The 16992-nt window shown below is 43.3% G+C and carries 17 protein-coding genes, 4 tRNA genes and 1 pseudogene; 18 read left to right on the forward strand and 4 right to left on the reverse strand.

Annotated elements, in window-relative coordinates; all coding sequences use genetic code 11:
• Window positions 1–186 precede the first annotated feature (186 nt).
• The 18 genes and pseudogenes from MmiHf6_RS07865 (at window position 187) to MmiHf6_RS07950 (ending at window position 14404) form a co-directional block, all read left to right on the forward strand.
• Window positions 187–1263, forward strand: coding sequence for an RNA-guided pseudouridylation complex pseudouridine synthase subunit Cbf5 (locus tag MmiHf6_RS07865; protein ID WP_316557246.1), 1077 nt, complete (start codon window positions 187–189; stop codon window positions 1261–1263).
• A gap of 41 nt (window positions 1264–1304) precedes the next feature.
• A tRNA-Ser gene (locus MmiHf6_RS07870) sits at window positions 1305–1387 on the forward strand.
• A gap of 337 nt (window positions 1388–1724) precedes the next feature.
• Window positions 1725–1850, forward strand: coding sequence for a hypothetical protein (locus MmiHf6_RS07875; protein WP_316557247.1), 126 nt, complete (start codon window positions 1725–1727; stop codon window positions 1848–1850).
• Between the two features lie 414 nt (window positions 1851–2264).
• Window positions 2265–2771 (forward strand): 30S ribosomal protein S13, encoded by a 507-nt coding sequence (locus tag MmiHf6_RS07880; protein WP_316557248.1) that lies wholly within the window; start codon window positions 2265–2267, stop codon window positions 2769–2771.
• A 12-nt stretch (window positions 2772–2783) separates the two neighbouring features.
• Window positions 2784–3431 (forward strand): annotated as a pseudogene (locus MmiHf6_RS07885) (30S ribosomal protein S4); the annotation flags it as partial.
• 65 nt (window positions 3432–3496) lie between these two features.
• A complete protein-coding gene (locus MmiHf6_RS07890) occupies window positions 3497–3880 on the forward strand; it encodes a 30S ribosomal protein S11 (protein WP_316557250.1) in 384 nt (127 codons plus the stop codon).
• Between the two features lie 135 nt (window positions 3881–4015).
• Entirely contained in the window at window positions 4016–4819 is an 804-nt protein-coding gene (locus tag MmiHf6_RS07895; protein WP_316557251.1) for a DNA-directed RNA polymerase subunit D, read from the forward strand.
• Between the two features lie 214 nt (window positions 4820–5033).
• Window positions 5034–5117 (forward strand) — tRNA-Leu (locus MmiHf6_RS07900).
• An 81-nt stretch (window positions 5118–5198) separates the two neighbouring features.
• Window positions 5199–5690 carry a KEOPS complex subunit Cgi121 gene (gene cgi121 / locus MmiHf6_RS07905; protein WP_316557252.1) on the forward strand — a complete coding sequence of 164 codons (492 nt, stop codon included), beginning with the start codon at window positions 5199–5201 and terminating at the stop codon, window positions 5688–5690.
• 355 nt (window positions 5691–6045) lie between these two features.
• The gene (locus tag MmiHf6_RS07910) at window positions 6046–6231 is read left to right on the forward strand and encodes a hypothetical protein (RefSeq protein ID WP_316557253.1); all 186 of its coding nucleotides are present in this window, start codon (window positions 6046–6048) and stop codon (window positions 6229–6231) included.
• A gap of 124 nt (window positions 6232–6355) precedes the next feature.
• Window positions 6356–6427 (forward strand) — tRNA-Arg (locus tag MmiHf6_RS07915).
• A gap of 114 nt (window positions 6428–6541) precedes the next feature.
• Window positions 6542–6613, forward strand: a tRNA-Arg gene (locus MmiHf6_RS07920).
• Between the two features lie 104 nt (window positions 6614–6717).
• Complete coding sequence (locus MmiHf6_RS07925; protein WP_316557254.1) at window positions 6718–7464, forward strand: SDR family NAD(P)-dependent oxidoreductase; 747 nt, start codon at window positions 6718–6720, stop codon at window positions 7462–7464.
• Window positions 7465–7970: 506 nt separating this feature from the next.
• Complete coding sequence (prf1, locus tag MmiHf6_RS07930; RefSeq protein ID WP_316557255.1) at window positions 7971–9218, forward strand: peptide chain release factor aRF-1; 1248 nt, start codon at window positions 7971–7973, stop codon at window positions 9216–9218.
• Window positions 9219–9314: 96 nt separating this feature from the next.
• Window positions 9315–9953, forward strand: coding sequence for an L-threonylcarbamoyladenylate synthase (locus MmiHf6_RS07935; RefSeq protein WP_316557256.1), 639 nt, complete (start codon window positions 9315–9317; stop codon window positions 9951–9953).
• The gene (locus MmiHf6_RS07940) at window positions 9950–10198 is read left to right on the forward strand and encodes a hypothetical protein (RefSeq protein WP_316557257.1); all 249 of its coding nucleotides are present in this window, start codon (window positions 9950–9952) and stop codon (window positions 10196–10198) included. The genes MmiHf6_RS07935 and MmiHf6_RS07940 overlap by 4 nt, the downstream gene beginning before the upstream one ends.
• Before the next feature lie 271 nt (window positions 10199–10469).
• Window positions 10470–14069: a DNA polymerase II large subunit gene (locus MmiHf6_RS07945; RefSeq protein WP_316557258.1), complete on the forward strand. Its 3600-nt coding sequence runs from the start codon at window positions 10470–10472 to the stop codon at window positions 14067–14069.
• A 119-nt stretch (window positions 14070–14188) separates the two neighbouring features.
• Window positions 14189–14404 carry a hypothetical protein gene (locus MmiHf6_RS07950; RefSeq protein WP_316557259.1) on the forward strand — a complete coding sequence of 72 codons (216 nt, stop codon included), beginning with the start codon at window positions 14189–14191 and terminating at the stop codon, window positions 14402–14404.
• A 71-nt stretch (window positions 14405–14475) separates the two neighbouring features.
• Here the strand turns inward: MmiHf6_RS07950 and gpmI are convergent, their stop codons facing one another.
• The 4 genes from gpmI to MmiHf6_RS07970 are packed head-to-tail and all read right to left on the reverse strand — an operon-like array spanning window position 14476 to window position 16945.
• Window positions 14476–16101 carry a 2,3-bisphosphoglycerate-independent phosphoglycerate mutase gene (gene gpmI, locus MmiHf6_RS07955; RefSeq protein ID WP_316557260.1) on the reverse strand — a complete coding sequence of 542 codons (1626 nt, stop codon included), beginning with the start codon at window positions 16099–16101 and terminating at the stop codon, window positions 14476–14478.
• Between the two features lie 17 nt (window positions 16102–16118).
• Window positions 16119–16268 (reverse strand): hypothetical protein, encoded by a 150-nt coding sequence (locus MmiHf6_RS07960; RefSeq protein WP_316557261.1) that lies wholly within the window; start codon window positions 16266–16268, stop codon window positions 16119–16121.
• Between the two features lie 2 nt (window positions 16269–16270).
• A complete protein-coding gene (locus tag MmiHf6_RS07965; protein ID WP_316558662.1) occupies window positions 16271–16648 on the reverse strand; it encodes an ADP-ribosyltransferase in 378 nt (125 codons plus the stop codon).
• On the reverse strand, window positions 16649–16945 hold the full coding sequence (locus MmiHf6_RS07970; RefSeq protein WP_316557262.1) for a hypothetical protein: 297 nt from the start codon (window positions 16943–16945) through the stop codon (window positions 16649–16651). It lies immediately after the preceding gene.
• Between the last annotated feature and the right edge of the window lie 47 nt (window positions 16946–16992).

Raw genomic sequence — 16992 nt, forward strand, 5'->3', positions numbered from 1 at the left:
TTTAAAATCAATAATATTTAATTATATTTCTACTGTCATATTTAATGTTGACGGGTCAACGTTTCGACATTTGTATATTATTTTTCATATTATTATACGATCTTACTTCGTCCTTTCTTCATAAAATTTCATTATTCTTCGAATTCATCGCTATCTTTTTAATCCAAATATCCGTTTCCAATACTAATGAAAAAACAAAAGGGAAAGGAAAAAAAAGCGGAATCCGAACTTTACCGCAACGACTGGTTTTTTGCCGACAGCGGAGAGTTCGTCACATTATCCGAAATTTCAACAGACGGCAAATACGGCACTTTCCCGAGCGACCGCCCGATTGAAGAATACATCAACAAAGGCGTGGTCGTTCTCAATAAACCCGCCGGCCCGACAAGTCATGAAGTCGCGGCGTTTGTTCGCGATATATTGGAAGTAACTGTCGCCGGTCACTCCGGTTCTTTGGATCCGGGCGTTACGGGAATCCAGCCCGTCATGATCGGAAAAGCAACACGCGCAGTTGCAGCGCTTCGTTTATCCGGCAAAGAATACATTTGTCTAATGAAATTGCAGCGCTCCGTTCCCGAAAAATTGATCCGCTCAACCGTTTCGGAGTTTGTCGGAAATGTTTATCAGATGCCGCCGGTCAGGTCGGCTGTTAAAAGACAGCTTCGATTGCGTCATATCTATTATATTGATGTTTTAGAAATTCAGGACACTTATGTTTTGATGCGCGTCGGATGCGAAGCCGGCACTTACATCCGAAAACTTTGTCACGATCTCGGGCTTGCGCTCGGCGTCGGCGCGCAGATGCAGGAATTGGTTCGCTCAAAAGCGGGACCGTTTACGGATTCAAGACCCGTGACATTGCAGGAATTGAAAGACGCTTACGTTATTTGGAAAGAAAACGGTGACGAATCACTTCTTCGAGAATTGATTTTGCCGATGGAATCTGCGTTTTCACAGCTTCCGCGTTTTGTTGTTCGGGATTCGGCGGTTGACGCGCTTTGTTCCGGCGCATTTTTGGCGCGGCCGGGAATTGTCGGATACAGTACAAATCTTAAAAAAGGAGATCTGACCGCGGTCTTTTCTCAGAAAGGGGAAATTATTTCCCTGTCGATTGCACTGATGTCGCCTGAAGAAATCGCTGAAAATGTTTGCGGATTTGCTGCAAAACCAAAAGCGGTTTTGATGGAAAAGGGCATCTACCCTGCGGTTTGGAAGAACAGGTCGGCAAGAGAAAACTGCCCGATTTCCTCTGTTGAAGAATAAGGAATATATACCAGAAGGCTATTTTATAACTCCTGCTTCGTGCCGAGGTAGTCTAGTGGTAGGGCGCAAGCCTGGAAAGCTTGTGGGGCGCAGCCCCTCGGGAGTTCAAATCTCCCTCTCGGCGCTTTCTATTTTGTTTTATTTCATTATTGTTTTTAATATTGTTTTATTCCATTATTGTTCAAATATTGTTTTTAATATTATTTTCAAATATTTATTCTCAATAATTATTCTCAAATTCTTTCAGCTCGTTAGCTGATATTGTTTTTTAATCTGATTGTTTTAATTTTTGTATTTTTTTTGTTTTTGTATTTTTTGTTCTTTACAATTTTCGATCAATTATATCTATTAAATTAATATACAATTTACAAAATATTATCTATTTTCTCTGCTCAACTAAAGTTTTACTCGAAAAATATATATTCTTTCATATTCAATCTATATTTATGAACGATATAGATATGTTGCGTCTGCATAATTCATTGGTTTATTATTTGGTAAATTTGGGCTCATTGGATCAAATCCATGATGCCGATGAAATGACAATTTCCGTTATCAAAGATATGTCTCAAAGTTATGCGGCTTGATTTTCAAAGCCCGAACTTTTACAGAACAATTGATTTTTTACAAAAACGGAATGCAAACAAAATGACAGCGGCTGCTGTTAAACATTGTTCATTCATTTCATGTTTTTCTTTTCTTCATTTTATCTTCTCTAATTATTTCCATAATTTTCTTATGATTCTCTTTATAATTTTCTTATGATTCTCTTTATAATTCTTTTGCTTCTCTTTAACAATTACTGCTGTTTTTCTTTTTTCCGAGTCTTATTTCTTTTATCCACTTTTTTATTCATTTTACATCTGAAAAGGTTATATAAGATGAATCCTTTAGGTTTCAAGCATTTGATTGAAGCCTGTTATCTTTTATCGGGCTGCGCGTAACTGTTTTTCATACGGTTCGGGCTACATGATGCGTTTTTCCCGTGAGGAGGAAAACTTATGGCAAAGAAACAAAAGGAAAATTTAGAAGAAGGTCTTGAACCGGTCGCAAAAGAAGTGCCGGAAGAAGACGAAATAAAGCATCTTGTTCGTATTATGAATACTGACTTGAAAGGTGCCAACCAAGTTCAATACGCTTTAACAGGTATTGACGGCATCGGAATTCGTATTTCTAAAATTATTGCAAGAGACGCAGGTGTCGACCCCAAAGCAATTATCGGTTATTTACCCGATGAAGATGTCGCAAAGTTGGACGCTGCAATCTTGAATATTGAAAAATCAACACCGGTCTGGATGTTAAACAGACAGAAAGATTTAATCACCGGTGAGAACAAGCACTTGCTCGGTATTGACATTGAATTAACATTCAAAGAAGATATCAACAACTTGAAGAAAGTCCGCGCTTACAGAGGTCTCAGACACGAAAGAGGTCTCAAAGTCAGAGGACAGAGAACCAAATCCACAGGCAGACGCGGATCAATCGTCGGTGTCAGAAAGAAGAAGTGATGGTGAGTTGAAATGGTATATCCGGGTAAGAAACACAAGTCTTATGAAACACCGAACCACCCCTGGCAAGACACCAGAATGGCCGGTGAAGTTGAATTGGTCAAGGCCTACGGTCTCAGAAATAAAAGAGAAGTCTGGAAAGCGGAAAGTATTCTCCGTAAATACAGATCAGACGCAATGGGTCTTTTGGCCGTCGTCGCTTCGTCTGCTGACGGAGAATTGAAAGGACACGCCAAAGTCGAAGCTGACCAGATCCTCGGCAGATTAATCCGCTACGGTATCTTAAAACCCGACTCCGGCGTTGACGATATTTTGGGCTTAAAATCCGAAAACATCCTCGAGCGCAGACTCCAAACACAGGTTTTAAGACTCGGCCTTGCAAGAACAATCCGCCAGTCCCGCCAGTTTATTACACACGGTCACATCGCAATCAACGGCAGAAGAGCAACTATTCCGAGCATGCTCATTTCCAAAGAAGATGAAATGAACATCGCATACTATGGCGAATCCCCGTTGACCACGGAATCACACCCCGAAAGACCGATTCAGATCGCGTCCGCAATCGCAGACGGCTTAACGCTTCGAGCAGCAGCCGAAAACAACAAGAAAGCACGCGCTCAGAATGATGCCGGCAAGAAAGGCGGTAAAAGAGGCGGCAGAGGCGCACCCCGCGGTCCCCCGCGTACAGGTGCAGCACCCGCAGCAGCTCCCGGGAGGAAATAATTATGTCTGAAATGAAATGGGCCGTTGCTCACATCAAATCTTCATTCAACAACACCATCATCACCGTGACAGACTTGACCGGTGCCGAAACCATTGCCAAATCTTCAGGCGGCATGGTTGTTAAAGCGGCCCGCGACGAAAGTTCACCGTACACGGCAATGCAGATGGCAAACCAACTCGCAGAACAATTAAAGGACAAAGGCATCACCGGCATTCACATTAAAGTGAGAGCGCCCGGCGGCAACAAACACAGAAACCCCGGACCCGGTGCACAGGCAACGATCCGTGCCTTTGCTCGTGCAGGTATCCGCATCGGCAGAATCGAAGACGTGACTCCGATCCCCCACGACGGTACCAGACCCAAAGGCGGCAAACACCGCGTTTAAGGTTGGTTTAAGTTAAATTAAAATCTAAAACTAAAAACATATAATCCGAAATTGAAATGAATCGGGCCGGAATTTTCCGGTCTTCATTTTCTTTTTTTGATCATTTTCTATTTTTGGAACATCAGGTGAATTCAGATGGATATTGATATTATCGAGTTGTCTAAAGGCTCGGCGAAGTTTGTCCTTTCGGGAACGAATCCCGCTTTCGCAAACGGTATCCGCCGCGCAATGATTGCAGACGTTCCGACGCTTGCGATTGAATATGTGAATTTGTATGACAACACGTCCGTTCTCTATGACGAGCAGCTCGGTCTCCGTCTTGCGCTCGTTCCTTTGACGACGGACGGCGACTATGTTCCGCAATCAAGCTGTGACTGCGGCGCTGTTGACGGCGCAGGCTGTCCCAACTGTGAAGTTTCTCTTCGTTTGGACGTGGAAGGCCCGAGAATGGTTTATTCCGGCGATTTCATTTCCGCCGATCCGAAAGTTCAGCCCGCGGATGAGAAAATCCCGATCGTTGAGCTCAAGGAAGGTCAGCGCGTTATGCTTGAAGCGGTTGCTCATGTCGGCTACGGCCGCGACCATGTCCGCTGGCAGGCAGGCGTTGCATGCGGTTACAAGCATCTTCCGACGGTTGAAGTCGAGCCGTGTCCCGAATGCGGCAGCAGTATCGTGGAATGTCCCGAACATGCTGTTTTCATGGCGCGCAGTGTTGAAAATTTAACGGAAAGAGATGAACTGAAATGCATTAAATGCGGAAACGTCAGACGTATTTCTGATTTGACCGACCCGACTTTAAATGTCGCTTATGACCAGCATACTTTTGTTTTCTCTTTGGAATCCGACGGTTCTTATTCGTCGACCGAATTGATTTTAAAAGCGGCTGACGTTGTCAAGGGTCGTGCTCAGGAATTTTCCGACATTTTGAAAGATTTATAAAAATTTTGCTCGTGATCGACCTTTCGGCCGATCTCTCACAAAATTTCAAAGGCAGTCTGAGGGCGGTGTTTGTGAAACGCTTCGCGTTTTACGGCTTCGCCGTCAGAATTGTTTTATCAGCAGTTTTCAAACAAAAAAAACGCCGTAACAACACCTTTATATACGATAAATCGTATTTTTGGCTTGTTCGTTTTCCGAAACATTTAATCATCGTGCGAGGGTTGCCCAGCCGGTCAAAGGCGCCAGGTTGAGGGCCTGGTCTCGTAGGAGTTCGTGGGTTCGAATCCCATCTCTCGCACTCTTTATTTTACAATTCTAAATGCGGAAGCGGATAGGATAGATTTTCATAAATTCCGACTCCGTTCTGTGCGTTTCCGGTTTGATTTCAATTGATGATTTACCTTCTTTTTTGCAATCGGTAAACGTTTTTTCCGAAAAGCACAATATCAAAATTCAAGGCTTCGACGCTCGAAAAATCATCGACGAGGATCATTTATTTTTTTCAATTCACCGCGCTCGCGACTCTTTTTCAAAAGGTGAAAATGAAGCAAAAGACATCGGCTTAGAAGCTCTTCGTTTTTCATCCGGTCAGCGCAAAATTGACAAGGCTTTTTCAATGGGCTTAATTCAGGGCGAAAACCGCTCAATTTTCGTTTTCTTCGGCGAATCAGAGGCTCAGTTGAAAGAAGCCGAAAATGCGTTTAAAGCCGAATTTGAGCTTTCCGAAATTCCGGATTTATCAATTGACGAGAAAAAGCCGTTTTTAATGAAACAGTTTGAAATCACCGATGAAGAATTGGAAACCGTCGGCGAAAACAATCTCAAAGATTTAGTGATGGAACGCGTAGCACTTGTTGACGTGACGCGATAATTTTGTGTTTTGTTTGTGTCAGCGGTCGCCACCGCGCGCGAGTTGCACCGTTTTTATTTTGATTTTCAAACTTGTCCTGCATTTTTATTTTGTATTTCAAGATGAAACCTAAACATCCAATTTTCAACATCGGTGGACCTGAACGCCCGATAAAACCCTGAAAATGTTTTAGATTTTGAAAAAAAGAAGGCGTTCCGTTTTTAAAAATATTGATGAAAAGCGATGTTTCATTGATTTTAGATTGAATTAAATTTCAAAAACCGCCCCCGCAAGTTGAAGTTCCCGTAGCGCAGCGAGGAAACGAGACTTGGCGGATTGTTCTCATACAAAACAAAAACTTCAAAAACATTGATTTTTGATTTGCTGTTCGGCTCCTGCAAAGTATCGTCTTGCGCCTGTCTTTTGCTGCCGGCTCCCGGCTGAGCTTGCTCGTCTGCAACTGTCTTTTAATGTTTCCGCTGCCAATCAGGTTTCTGCTGCCGCTCTTCGTGCAACAGCAATAAACTGCCGCCCCCGCGCGAGCCGCATCATTTTTATTTGATCTTTAAATCCGCGGTTCGATTTTTCATTTGATAAATATCCATCGTTTCCGTCGGCAAAGTTCAAGTTCAAACTGTCTGATAATAAGGTTTATATTCTATATCCGCCATTCAAGAATCCGGCGTGTCCTGATAGGGTAGTGGATATCCTGGAAGCCTGCGGAGCTTTCGACCTGAGTTCGAGTCTCAGTCGGGACGCTGAAATAAATTAAATCAATTAATAAATAAATTAAAATCAGGCGGTCGTTTTATTCGGAAAATGACCGCCTTTTTTGTTTTTATACCATTTCATTTTATTTACAAGAACAGACAGCCCCGATAGGGTAGCGGATATCCTGAGAGCCTCCGGAGCTTTCGACCTGAGTTCGAATCTCAGTCGGGGCGTATTCTTTTTTGCATGCATTTTGCATACAAGCAGATTTATAAACTCTGCAATTATGGATATTTACGGCATGATTAATCGTTAGAAATCAGCCATGGTGATAAATATGAGATTAAAAGGATATGCAATCGTTACCGGCGGCTCAAGAGGCCTCGGTGAAGCCATGTGCATGAAGCTGGCTTCGGAAGGATACGATGTTGTCGTCAATTACGTCAGCGACAGCAGCAAAGCAAAAACAGATGAATTGGTCAAAAAGATGGAAACCGAATACGGCGTGAAAGGTCTCGGTGTTCAGGCCGATGTTTCCGATTACGCGCAGTGCCAAAAACTTGTCAAAGAAGCCGTTGCGGCGTTTGGCGAAAATATCGCGATTTTAGTCAATAATGCCGGAATCGCTGTCGGGAAAAGTTTCCTTGAAGTCACTCCCGATGAATACCAGCGCTTGATCAATATCAATTTAACAAGCGTTCTTCATTGTACTCATGTCGTTTTACCGTACATGGTCAAACAAAATTACGGCGCAATTGTCAGCACCTCTTCAGTCGGCGGATTGATGGGCGTTGCCAATCAGGTCGACTATTCGGCGGCAAAAGCAGGCGTTATCGGATTTACAAAAGCGATGGCAAAAGAGTTCGGCCCGCACAACATCACAGTCAACGCAATTGCGCCCGGCATGATCTGGACAGATATGCTCAAAGGAAGCTCCCAGGAAGCCGTTGACGGTTTGAAGCAGGTGACGCCGCTTGGCATCATCGGCGAGCCGCAGGATATTGCCGACTGCTTGTCTTACATTATCAATGCAAAATTCCTGACAGGGCAAACCATTTCCCCAAACGGCGGATTAACGATATAATCCGCTGCAGTTTCAATTTCAGGAAAATATTTTCAGCAAAAGTGTTTGCAAAAGTATTCTCGCAAATGTGTTTACAAGAGTATTTTTTTGTAAAAATATTTCAGCAAAAGTTTTACGGATATGATCTTTCAAAAGTCATATCCGCTTTTTTCCGATATTCATTTAATATCCATTAAATACTCATTAAATATCCATTAGATTAGTTTATAATTTATGAGTTTCTTTTATGATTCAAATTCAAAAATCACAATCAAAATCACAAATTGAACAATTATGACGCATTACTATTTCAGAAACGGTTGACAGATTCAGGGCAGTCGGCGAAGATTGCCAAAGGAAAAATTGAATCGAAGTGAAACTGTTTAAAAATTCAAAAATCGTTTAAAAATTGTTTAAGCTTGTTTGTATATATTTTAACTTTTTATCGAATTATATTATCGTACATTATCGAATTATTATCAATTTATCGAATTATTATCTTTACTGATTATCGGAGTACATTTATTATGGCAGAATCGTCAGCGCATGACAAATATGAATTCAAAAAAACGCTTGAAACCATCCGCGACAAAAAAGGAAGAAGCACGGAATTGGTTTCGCTTTACATCCCCGGCGACAAACAAATTTCGGATGTGGCAGCAGACTTAAGAGAAGAGCACAGCCAGGCGGCAAACATCAAATCCAAAATGACGAAAACGAATGTGCAGGGCGCAATTGATTCGCTTCTTGCGCGTCTCAGATATTTGGATAAAGTGCCCGAAAACGGCATCGTTTACTTTACGGGTGCTGTTGACATCGGCGCGAACAAAACAAGTATGGAAAGTTACGTCATTAACCCGCCCGAGCCGATTATTACTTACAAATATCACTGCAATTCCGAGTTTTACTTAGAGCCGCTTGAATATATGCTCAAAGAAAAAGGAACATTCGGTCTTCTTGTCATGGACAGAAGAGAAGCAACGATTGGAACGCTTGTCGGCAAGAAAATCGAGCCGCTTCGCAGACTCACGTCAACCGTTCCCGGAAAACAGCGCAAAGGCGGTCAAAGTGCCCAGCGTTTCCAAAGCTTGAGATTGATTGCGATTCACGATTTCTATAAGAGGATCGGTGACGCGGCAAGTGACGTTTTCCTAACAGTAGATCCCAAAGAATTCAAAGGAATCTTGATCGGCGGCCCGTCTCCGACAAAAGAAGAATTCTTAGACGGCGAATTTTTCCACCACGAACTTCAGAGAAAAGTCATCGGCCTCTTTGATATCGCTTACACGGATGAATCCGGTCTTCACGAGTTGGTGAACGCCGCTTCCGAAAAGCTCATGGATTTAGAGCTGATGGAGCAGAAAAACATCATGAAGGGATTCTTTAAGGAATTAATTTCCGAGTCCGGACGCGCTTCATACGGTGAAAAAAGCGTTCGCGCCAACTTGGAAATTAATTCGGTTGAAACACTGATCCTCTCAGAAGACTTAAGAGCGGAAAGAATGACAGCCGTTTGTTCAAGCTGCGGTGAAATGAACCAAAAAACACGCACGTGGCGCCCGGGCGAACACATTCCCGATCTCGGAAATTGTTCCAAATGCGGCGCAGAACTCACGGATGTTGAAATCAGAGACGTCGTTGACGAGCTTTCGGAACTTGCCGACAAATCCAACGCAGTCGTCCACTTTATTTCAACAGACTTTGACGAAGGCAACCAGCTGATGTCCGCTTTCGGCGGTATCGTTGCCGTTTTAAGATACAACACCGGCTTGTGATTTTGCGGCCGGAAATGAAATCAAAACTCAAATAAAATGAAAAAATAAAACGAAAAAATAAAACGAAAAAATAAAATGAAAAATAAGGCGATTGAAATGTCGAAAACCCAAGTTTATTCTTTGGAAGACTTTGAAACCGCTGTTGACGCCGCCGCCGCCGCGCTGAAAAGCGGTAAAATCGCAGCGTTTCCGACGGAAACTGTTTACGGTCTCGGCGCAAGTATTTTCGATGAAAACGCGGTTTTAAAGATTTACGAAGCGAAAGGGCGCGCTCCTGAAAAACCGCTCAGCGTTTTGATTTCATCGGCAGACGAGATGGAAAAAATCGCAGCAGTTGTTCCAAAAAACGCTCGAAAACTCGCGGAATGTTTTTGGCCGGGTCCGCTGACGATTATTCTGAAGAAAAAAGCAGAAATTTCGGATAAAATCACGGCCGGAAAAGAGACAGTCGGTCTGCGCGTGCCTGCGCATCCGGCAGCGCTTGAAATTGTGCGGCGGGCAGGACCGTTGGCGTGTCCGAGCGCGAATTTGTCCGACAGCAGGGAGCCGAAGTCGGCAGCGGATGTCCTTGCGGATTTGGACGGTCAAATTGACCTTCTAATTGACGGCGGCAAGACTCAAATTCAAAAGCCGTCTACGATTGTTGATTTAACGGTTGAGCCGCCGAGAATTTTAAGAAAAGGCGGGCTTGAAATATCGGAAATTAAAAAGTGTATCGGGGAAGTTTTAGAATGAACGCGGAAAAAAAAGAGCAGATCAGAAGCAAATCTCAAGGAAAGCAAATCAGTGAAACGGTGAAAACCGTCAATATCATCAACTTAGTGATTATTGTCGGCGGTTTCTTTTTAATGATTTTAAATTACAGCGAATTGATGACAAGAATCGGTCAGGGTTTAATCATGGCAGGCGCGTTTTTGATTCTGCTGACGATTATTTTCCAAGTTATGATGGCAAGTAAAATGAGACGCGGTAAACTTTAAATGAATTCATTTTAATCTTATGATTCATTAAACAATCTTTACAATTCATTATGTTGCAATTCATTATGTTGCAATTCATTAATGTTGCAATTCATTAATGTTGCAATTCATTAATGTTGCAATTTATTAATTCGTTGCAATTCATTAATCTGTTTACAACTCATTTTATTATTTTTTGTATTTTTATTTTGTAAATTTCGTAAAACTCACAATTTCATAATGTCATAATATCATAACTTATCAATATCGGCTTCGGCAGACAGGTGCGATGATGGAAAAAAAACCGGCGCAAAGCGAATTCATGCAGAAATATTTCGATTCTTTGGAAGCGAAATTACTCAAAGAAATGGAAATAGCGAACGCCGCCCGCTCCAAAGGCGAGGACCCGCACCCCAATGTTGAAATTCCGCTCGCAAAAGACTTGGCGGACCGTGTTGAAAATTTAATCGGCGTCAAAGGCGTTGCCAAGCGCCTCCGTGAAATTGAAGAGGAAGGTCTGAATCGTGAAGAGTCCGCGCTTTTGATCGGCAAAGAAATCGCTGAAGGAAAAGTCGGCGGATTTACAAGCCGAGAAAAGGCGGTTGACGCTGCAATTCGTGTTTCGATGGCTGTGATTACGGAAGGCGTCGTTGCAGCACCTATTGAAGGGATTGCCGAAATCAAGATTGACAAGAACAGTGACGGCTCTGAATATTTGAGAATTTATTATTCCGGTCCGATTCGAAGCGCCGGCGGAACGGCTCAAGCGCTTTCGGTTTTGGTCGGCGATTATGTCAGACGCAGTCTCGGAATTGATCGTTTTAAACCGCGCAAAGAATTGGTCGAGCGTTACGCTGAAGAAATCCGCATTTACAAGAGAACGGCGTCTCTTCAATATTCGCCGACCGATGATGAAATCCGTTTGATCGTTGAAAATTGTCCCGTTTGCGTTGATGGCGACGCAACGGAAGAAGCGGAAGTGGAAGGCTACAGAAATATGCCTGAAATTCCCGGGAATCGCCTTCGCGGCGGCATGGCGCTTGTGATTGCCGAAGGTATGATTTTGAAGGCGCCGAAAGTGAAAAAGCACGTCGACAACCTGAAAATGGACGGCTGGGAATTTTTGGACAAACTGATTGCCGGAACGAAAACGGAAGATAAAGGCGGAGACGACACGCCTGCCGCTGCCGGAAAACCGGGCGCAGTCACGCTGAAAATCAAACCCAAAACCAAATACATTCAGGATTTGATTGCCGGGAGACCTCTTTTCTCTCATCCGTCGCGCGAGGGCGGTTTCCGTCTCCGGTACGGTCGCTCAAGAAATACGTCGTTTGCCGCTGCCGGAATCAGCCCGGCTTCGATGTTTATTCTCGGCGATTTCATTACCAACGGAACGCAATTGAAAGTGGAGCGCCCCGGAAAAGCGGCCGGAATGGCGGCGGTCGACTCGATTGAAGGCCCGACGGTTCGCCTAAAAAACGGCGACGTGGTCCGCGCAGACGACAGCAAAACGGCGCTTGCAATCAAACCCGATATCGAATATATTATTGATGTCGGCGAGATTTTATTCAATTTCGGCGACTTTTTGGAAAACAATCACCAATTAATGCCGTCGCCTTACTGTTTTGAGTGGTGGCTTTATGATTATGAAATCGGCTACAATCGTTTAAAAGAAGAAAAGAAACTCGACACCTCCCGTTTTCCGAGCCCCGACGATATCGAAAAATTAAAACATATTTCGGAAGAGGACGCGCTTTTGTTTGCCGATCACGGCATTCCGCTTCACCCCGATTACAATTATTTGTGGCACGATTTGTATTTGGAAGAATTGGAAAAAATTGCGGATTTTATTGTCGAAAACGGCAAATTGATCGACTATGCCGATGTTGAAAATGGAACGGAAGCCGAGACGAAAACCGAGATGAAAAGCGAGGCGGATCTCAAAACATATTTGGCGCTTCCTTATGAAAAATCTCTTGAAAACGGAATCAAGCCGCTTCTTGAAAATATTTTGATTCTTCATCTCGTCAGAGAAATCAATGACGAAAAACAGATTTTGATTTCACCGCCGTCTCATCTTTTGAGATGCTTCGGCTTAGTTGCCGACGGAAAATCATTTAAAAAGACTTGGACGGCTGACGAAATCCGTTCTGCCGGGATCGAATTAACGGTTGATGCCGTCAGCAAAATTTCTAACATGACCATTAAAGCCCGCGCCCCTTCTCGAATCGGCGCGCGCATGGGACGCCCCGAAAAATCGGCGCTTCGGAAAATGTCGCCGGCGGCGCAAGTTTTGTTTCCGATCGGCGAACACGGCGGAAAAACGCGAAACCTTGTCAACGCTTCCGAATATCGTGAAGACATGAACGCTCGAACGGGAAAGTTTGAGATCAAAATCGGTATGCGCGTCTGTCCGCGCTGCGGGCGCGAGACGCACAAATGGCGCTGCGGCTGCGGCGAATTCACGGTTGAGCGGTTGTTTTGTCCGCGCTGCGCGATTGAAACATCTGAAACCAAATGCCCGAAATGCGAGAAACCGACAATGGGCGGGCGCAAAAAATCAATTGAATTCCGACCGATTTACAAAGAAGCTATCGAACGCGTCGGCGCGCGCGATAATTTTGATTTGATCAAAGGCGTTAAAGAATTGATGAGCCGCGCCAAAACGCCGGAACCGCTTGAAAAAGGCATTTTAAGAGCGCTTCATGACGTTTATATTTTCAAAGACGGAACGGCGCGCTACGATATGTCCGACATTCCGCTCACGCACATCCGCGCCGACGAACTCGGCATTACGGCAGAAGATTTGAGAAAACTCGGGTACGAGAAAGATGTTTACGGCAAAGACTTGGTTTCCGATGACCAGGTCGTTTGTCTTTTTGTTCAGGATTTGATTATTTCAGTCGATTGCGCTGAATATTTGCTCAAAACCACGCAGTATATCGATGATTTATTGAAAAAATATTACGGGGTCGAACCGTATTACAATTGCAAAACCATCAAAGATATGCTCGGCGTGATGCTCATCGGTCTTGCGCCGCACACGTCCGCCGGCGTTCTCGGTCGCCTCGTCGGCTTTACAAAAGCGTCTGTCGGCTTTGCGCATCCGTATTTCCATGCGTCCAAGCGCCGCAACTGTGACGGCGATGAGGATTGTGTAATGCTGCTGCTTGACGGTATGCTTAATTTTTCGCGCGAATATTTGCCGGACAAACGCGGCGGTCAAATGGATGCGCCGCTTGTTTTGACGATTCGTATTGATCCGAATGAAATCGATAAAGAAGCGCATAATATCGATATGTGCGCCCGTTATCCGCATGAATTTTATTTGGCAACGGAAGAATACAAAAATCCGGCTGAAATTTCAAAGATAATGGATTTGGTGAGCAGCCGCTTGAAAACGCCGGATCAGTATGAGAATTTCATGTTCACGCACGATACAACAAATATTGCGAGCGGTCCCGCTTTTTCGGCTTACAAAACGCTTGATTCAATGACGGATAAGATGGAAGCGCAGCTTCAATTGGCTGTCATGATTCGCGCTGTTGATGAAACGGATGTTGCCGAACTTGTTTTAAAATCACATTTCCTGCCCGACATTATGGGCAATCTGCGCGCGTTTTCGAAACAAACTTTCCGCTGCATCAAATGTGAAGCAAAATACAGAAGGCCGCCTTTGACGGGAACTTGTCCGAAATGCGGTGGCGGAAACATTATTTTAACGGTTCACGAAGGCGCCGTCCGCAAATACGTTGAAGTGTCCAAAGAAGTCGCAATCAAGTATCACGTTTCCGAATACACGCTTGAGCGGATTGAAATTCTGGAACAGGATATTGCTCAGACTTTTGAAAATCATAAAATTAAGAAGACATCGCTGACTGATTTTATGTAAATTTTACTCGGGCTCCGCCCTCGTAAAATTTCATGGCGGGGGGAGGGAGGTGTTTGTAAAAAATTGCTTCGCAATTTTTGAGCGGCTTCGCCGGGCTGCAGTTGGAGTGAGGTTTCTGTTTGCAGTGGGAGGGCGGTGTTTGTTTGCAGTTGGAGGGCGGTGTTTGTTTGCGCTTGGAGGGCGGTGTTTGTTTAGTTGGAGTGTGGTTTCTGTTTGCAGTGGGAGGGCGGTGTTTGTTTGCGCTTGGAGTGAGGTGTTTATTGAAAATCGCTGCGCGATTTTTTTGCGGCTACCGCCGCGCGCGCGATCCGTCTCATTTTTCAAAAATTTACTAAAAAAATGCCTTCACTTTTTCATGATTTCAATTGAAATGAAATCTCGTTTTTCAAAAATAAAAAAAGAAAAATTACTTCTCGTTTTTCACGAGAAGCGTTTCGCCTGTCATTTCTTTTGGAATTTCCATTCCCATGATTTCAAGCAAGGTCGGCGCAATATCGCAAAGTCTGCCGCCATCTCTTAAAATCTTTTTCGGGTTTTTCGTATTCGGGTCAATGTTTCTGTCATCAACGTAAATCATTCGGACGGGGTTTGTCGTGTGCGCGGTGCAGGGGTCGCCGGTTTCTTCCGTCATTTTTTCGGCGTTTCCGTGGTCGGCGGTTATGAAAAGCGCGCCGTCTTTTTCAATGATTTTTTCGGCGATTTTTCCGACGCAAGTGTCAACGGCTTCGACGGCTGCTTTTGCGGCGTTGAAGTCTCCGGTGTGCCCGACCATATCCATATTTGCAAAGTTGAGGACGATAAAATCGTATTTGTCTTCATCGATTTTTTGAATTAAGGCGTTGGTGACTTCGTAAGCGGCCATTTCCGGTTTTAAATCGTAAGTCGCAACTTTCGGCGACGGTATTAAAACGCGCTCTTCATTCGGATTCGGCTCTTCAACGCCGCCGTTAAAGAAAAAAGTCACATGAGCGTATTTTTCGGTTTCGGCGATTCGAAGCTGTTTTTTGTTGTTCGCTGCCAAATATTCGCCGATCGTGTTTTTCAAATCCTTCGGCGGATACGCTGTCGGAATTTTCAGTTCTTCATCGTATTGAGTCATGCCGACGAAATATGTTTTCGGGAAAACTTTTCGTTTGAATCCGATTTTTTCATCCGGCTCGGTAAAAGCGTAAGTCAATTCACGAGCGCGATCGGGTCTGAAATTGAAGAAAATTACGGAATCACCGTCTTCAATTGCCGCGATTCGTTTCCCGCTTTCATCCAAAAGAACAATCGGTTTCACGAATTCATCCGTTTCGCCTTTGTCAAAAGAATCTTGAAGCGCGTTTTTCCAGTCTTTTGCAAAAACAATATCATTGTCTTCATCTTTATCTTCAATATCCGCAGTCTCGAGTGTCAGCGCGTCATAAGCTTTCTCAACGCGGTCCCATCTTTTGTCGCGGTCCATCGCGTAATAGCGGCCCGTAACGGTTGCAATCTGTCCGATTTTTTCATTTTCCATGAATTCCTGAAGCTCGGAAAGATCTTTCATCGCCGATTTCGGCGGCACGTCTCTGCCGTCTAAAAACGCGTGAACGTAAACACGGTCCAAGCCTTCTTTTTTTGCGAGCGTCAAAAGCGCTTTCAAATGATTGATATGACTGTGAACGCCGCCGTAAGAGACGAGTCCCATCACGTGAAGCGCTTTGCCGTTTTCTTCGGCTTCATGAACCGCTTTTAAAAGAATCGGATTTTGATAAAAAATGCCGTCTTCAATTTCTTTGTTAATCAAAGTCAAGTCCTGATAAACAATTCTGCCGGCACCCATATTCAAATGGCCGACTTCGGAGTTTCCCATTTGTCCGTCAGGAAGACCGACATCCGTTCCCGAAGTGATTCCGAGAGCCGTCGGGTAAGTTTCCGCCAATCTGTCCAAATTCGGCGTGCGCGCGGCGGCGACGGCGTTTCCTGCTGTATCGGGATTGTAACCCCAGCCGTCTAAAATCATTAAAAGAAGAGGTTTTTTTTGAGATTTTGTTCGTTTATCAATCATTTTATACTCTCAATTCTTCAGATTCGTTTTTCCATCTTTTTAATTTGTTTTTTTAAATCAGCTTTTGCCAATTTTATAATTTCTTGAATTTCTTTTTCTTCTTCCGGTGTAAATTTAATGATACGACCGGTCGGTGTGAAGATTTCATGAATATATTCGCCATTCATGTTTAATCCCTCTTTATTTCAACAATCGTATAGACTGTCGTATTTTTATTTATATCTGATGTCGTCATTTCGATGTTGATTATCGAATATCTTGTGTTTGTCGGACGTAATATTTCAAACTCACTTTTATCAAAATATAATGCATTCATTTCCGGTGTTAAAAGAAGTTGAAATATGATTGAATTATTTTCATTGGTGTATTCCAGTGCTTTTTCATATTCTAAACTGAAACTTCCGAAAGCTTCTTCTGTAAATTCTTCCCCAATTGCCGGATTCGGGAGCCAATTCAAATCTAAAACACCTCTGTAAACAAAACAGCTTTCCAAAACTCTGCTTTTTTGAATAGCATTTTCAATATTTTTTATTTCATTTTTGATGATCTAATATTCGTTTTTTGATAATATTTTCCTAAAATCTTTATCTCTGCAAAATCTATTAATTACATAACAAAATGGTTTTCGTTCCCAATTTTTTGGAATCGGAAAACTCCAATCTTTCTTTTGAATGTTTTCTTCATGGACATCCTGATAATTTCCGATTGATTTTTTTTCATTTTCTGTTAAATTTTTTCGACGTTGATATGGTATGAAAGAATAATATTTATCAGATGTTTCAGCAACGATATTTTTGAAAATGTCATCTCTTTTTAAACTATAAAATATTGTTTTGCTTTCCATGATTCCTCATGAATTAAAAGAGAGCTTAATAGATTCCGATTTTATCC

The organism is Methanimicrococcus hongohii, from assembly GCF_032594095.1.
GTDB classification, from domain to species: Archaea; Halobacteriota; Methanosarcinia; order Methanosarcinales; family Methanosarcinaceae; genus Methanimicrococcus; species Methanimicrococcus hongohii.